Below are 1,899 nucleotides of genomic sequence, written 5' to 3'. Positions count from 1 at the left end.
GTCCGGGTGAGCACGGGACGGCCTTCGCTCCCCGGACGTGCCCCGCTCCCGCCCTGTCCACGGACCGCGCCGGACGGCCGCGGCGCGAAACCCCGGCACGGCACGCGGGAGACCTGGTGGGTCCGTACGGCCCGAGGAGGCGCCGCGTCGTCGGCGACTTCAACGACTGGACGCCCGGCGCCCACCCGCTCCGACGGGTGGCGCGCCGTCCCCGCCCCCTCGCGGCCGGGGACCACTGGTCCGACGAGGACGAGGACGAGGCCGAGGACGAGGCCGACGGCCGGGAAGGCGCGAACGGCCGCCCGATGGCCTGCCCCCGGGCCCGCCCGCGGGCGGCCGCCCCGCCCCTGCCGCCACCCCGCGGGGGAGGGAGTCGTCGCTCGGCGGCACCGGCGGCCGCATCCGGTGGGGCCGCCGCCTACCGGCAGGCCCACGGCTGCACCCCATCCCGGACCCCCGGACGGGGCGCTGACCCCGTCCCGCCCCCACACATCCCCGCCCGCGCCCCAGAGGCGCCCGTGGAACCGCTCCACACCCGGCCCCCGCCCCCCGTTACCCGGGCCCCCCGGTGGGCAGGCGCCGGGTGCGGCAGTCTTCGCGGCAGCCCGCCCGGGAACGGGTACGGGAGCGGCGAGGACGACCGGCCGCACGCCCCGCGACGCGAGGGAAGGGGAAACGATGCGATGGCACCCCGTCCCCGAGCGCCCCGGCCGCCCCGTCCCCGAGCGCCGCGGCTGCTCCACCCCCGACGCCGACCAGTTCGCCGCGTTCCTCGCATCGGTCTACGGAACGCGCCTCGCCGTTCACGCCCCCGCCGCCGCGACGCGGCCCTACCGCTGCTCCTTCGTCTCCACCCCCGCCGCCGTCGCCGGCGAACTGGAACTGCCCGGCACCCTCGGCTTCGCCGCCGGCCCGCCCGCCCTGCTCGTCGTCTCCACCCTCCTGGCGGGCCACGTCACCGTCGCGGAAGGACGCGAGGAACACCGCTTCGGACCGGGCCACACCTTCCTCAACGGACGGCCCGGCCGCCCCCGCACCGCCCGGACGCAGGACGCCGCCCTCATGAGCCTCTCCCTGCCCTGGACCGCGGTCCAGGCCGCGGCCGGCCGGGACGCGGGCGACGCGCGCAGGGCCGTGCGCTTCACCGGCCTCGCCCCCGTCGACGCCCTCCGCGCCGGGATGTGGCGGCGCACCGCCGAGTTCGTCCGCCGCTCCCTGTTCGCCGCCGTCCCCGACACGGCACCCCTCGTCCTCGCCGCATCCGGGCGGCTCCTGGCCGCCACCGCGCTCGCGGTGTTCCCCAACGACGCGGCCACGGCCCCCGGCGACGGGCCCGAAGGCCCCGACTCCACCTCGGACACCCTGCGCCGCGCCGTCGTCTTCATCGAGAACAACGCCGACCGGGACATCGGCCTCGCCGACATCGCCGGATCCGTGCCGGTCACCCCCAGGGCCCTGCAGTACGCCTTCGCCCGGCACGCCGGCACCACACCCCTGACCTACCTGCGCCGGGTCCGCCTCGCACAGGTCCACGCCGAGCTGCGGGCCGCGGATCCGGCCGGTCCGGTCACCGTCACGGAAGTCGCCGCACGCTGGGGCTTCGCCCACGCCGGCCGGTTCGCGGCCGTCTACCGCGACGCCTACGGCGCCCCGCCCTCCCACACCCTGCGCTTCCCGGCCGGAGAGTGACCCGCGACCCCTCACCGGGCGGCGACCATGGGACGGTGCCCCACCGCACCCCCGACCGCCCCCCGAGGCACGTCGGCGCGCCCGCAGCCCGCGGGGCGCGGCCGTACACGCGTGGGCCCTCGAGGGGCCGTCAGCGCGGGGCCCGGCGGCGGGTCACGGTCAAGGTGGCGCCGTGTGCGACGGTCTCGTACCCCGCCGTCTCCAGGGCGG

At 78.9% G+C, this 1,899-nt stretch carries 1 protein-coding gene; it reads left to right on the top strand.

The features are described from left to right. Positions 1–678 precede the first annotated feature (678 nt). Positions 679–1,689, top strand: a complete 1,011-nt coding sequence (locus tag ACFVXK_RS38460) for a helix-turn-helix transcriptional regulator (protein WP_389622010.1) — start codon at positions 679–681, stop codon at positions 1,687–1,689. Positions 1,690–1,899: the final 210 nt, after the last annotated feature.

The organism is Streptomyces sp. NPDC058157 (genome assembly GCF_042884105.1).
GTDB lineage: Bacteria > Actinomycetota > Actinomycetes > Streptomycetales > Streptomycetaceae > Streptomyces.
The sequence above is the reverse complement of the archived record's forward strand: the minus strand, read 5'-3'. Positions and strand labels throughout refer to the sequence as shown.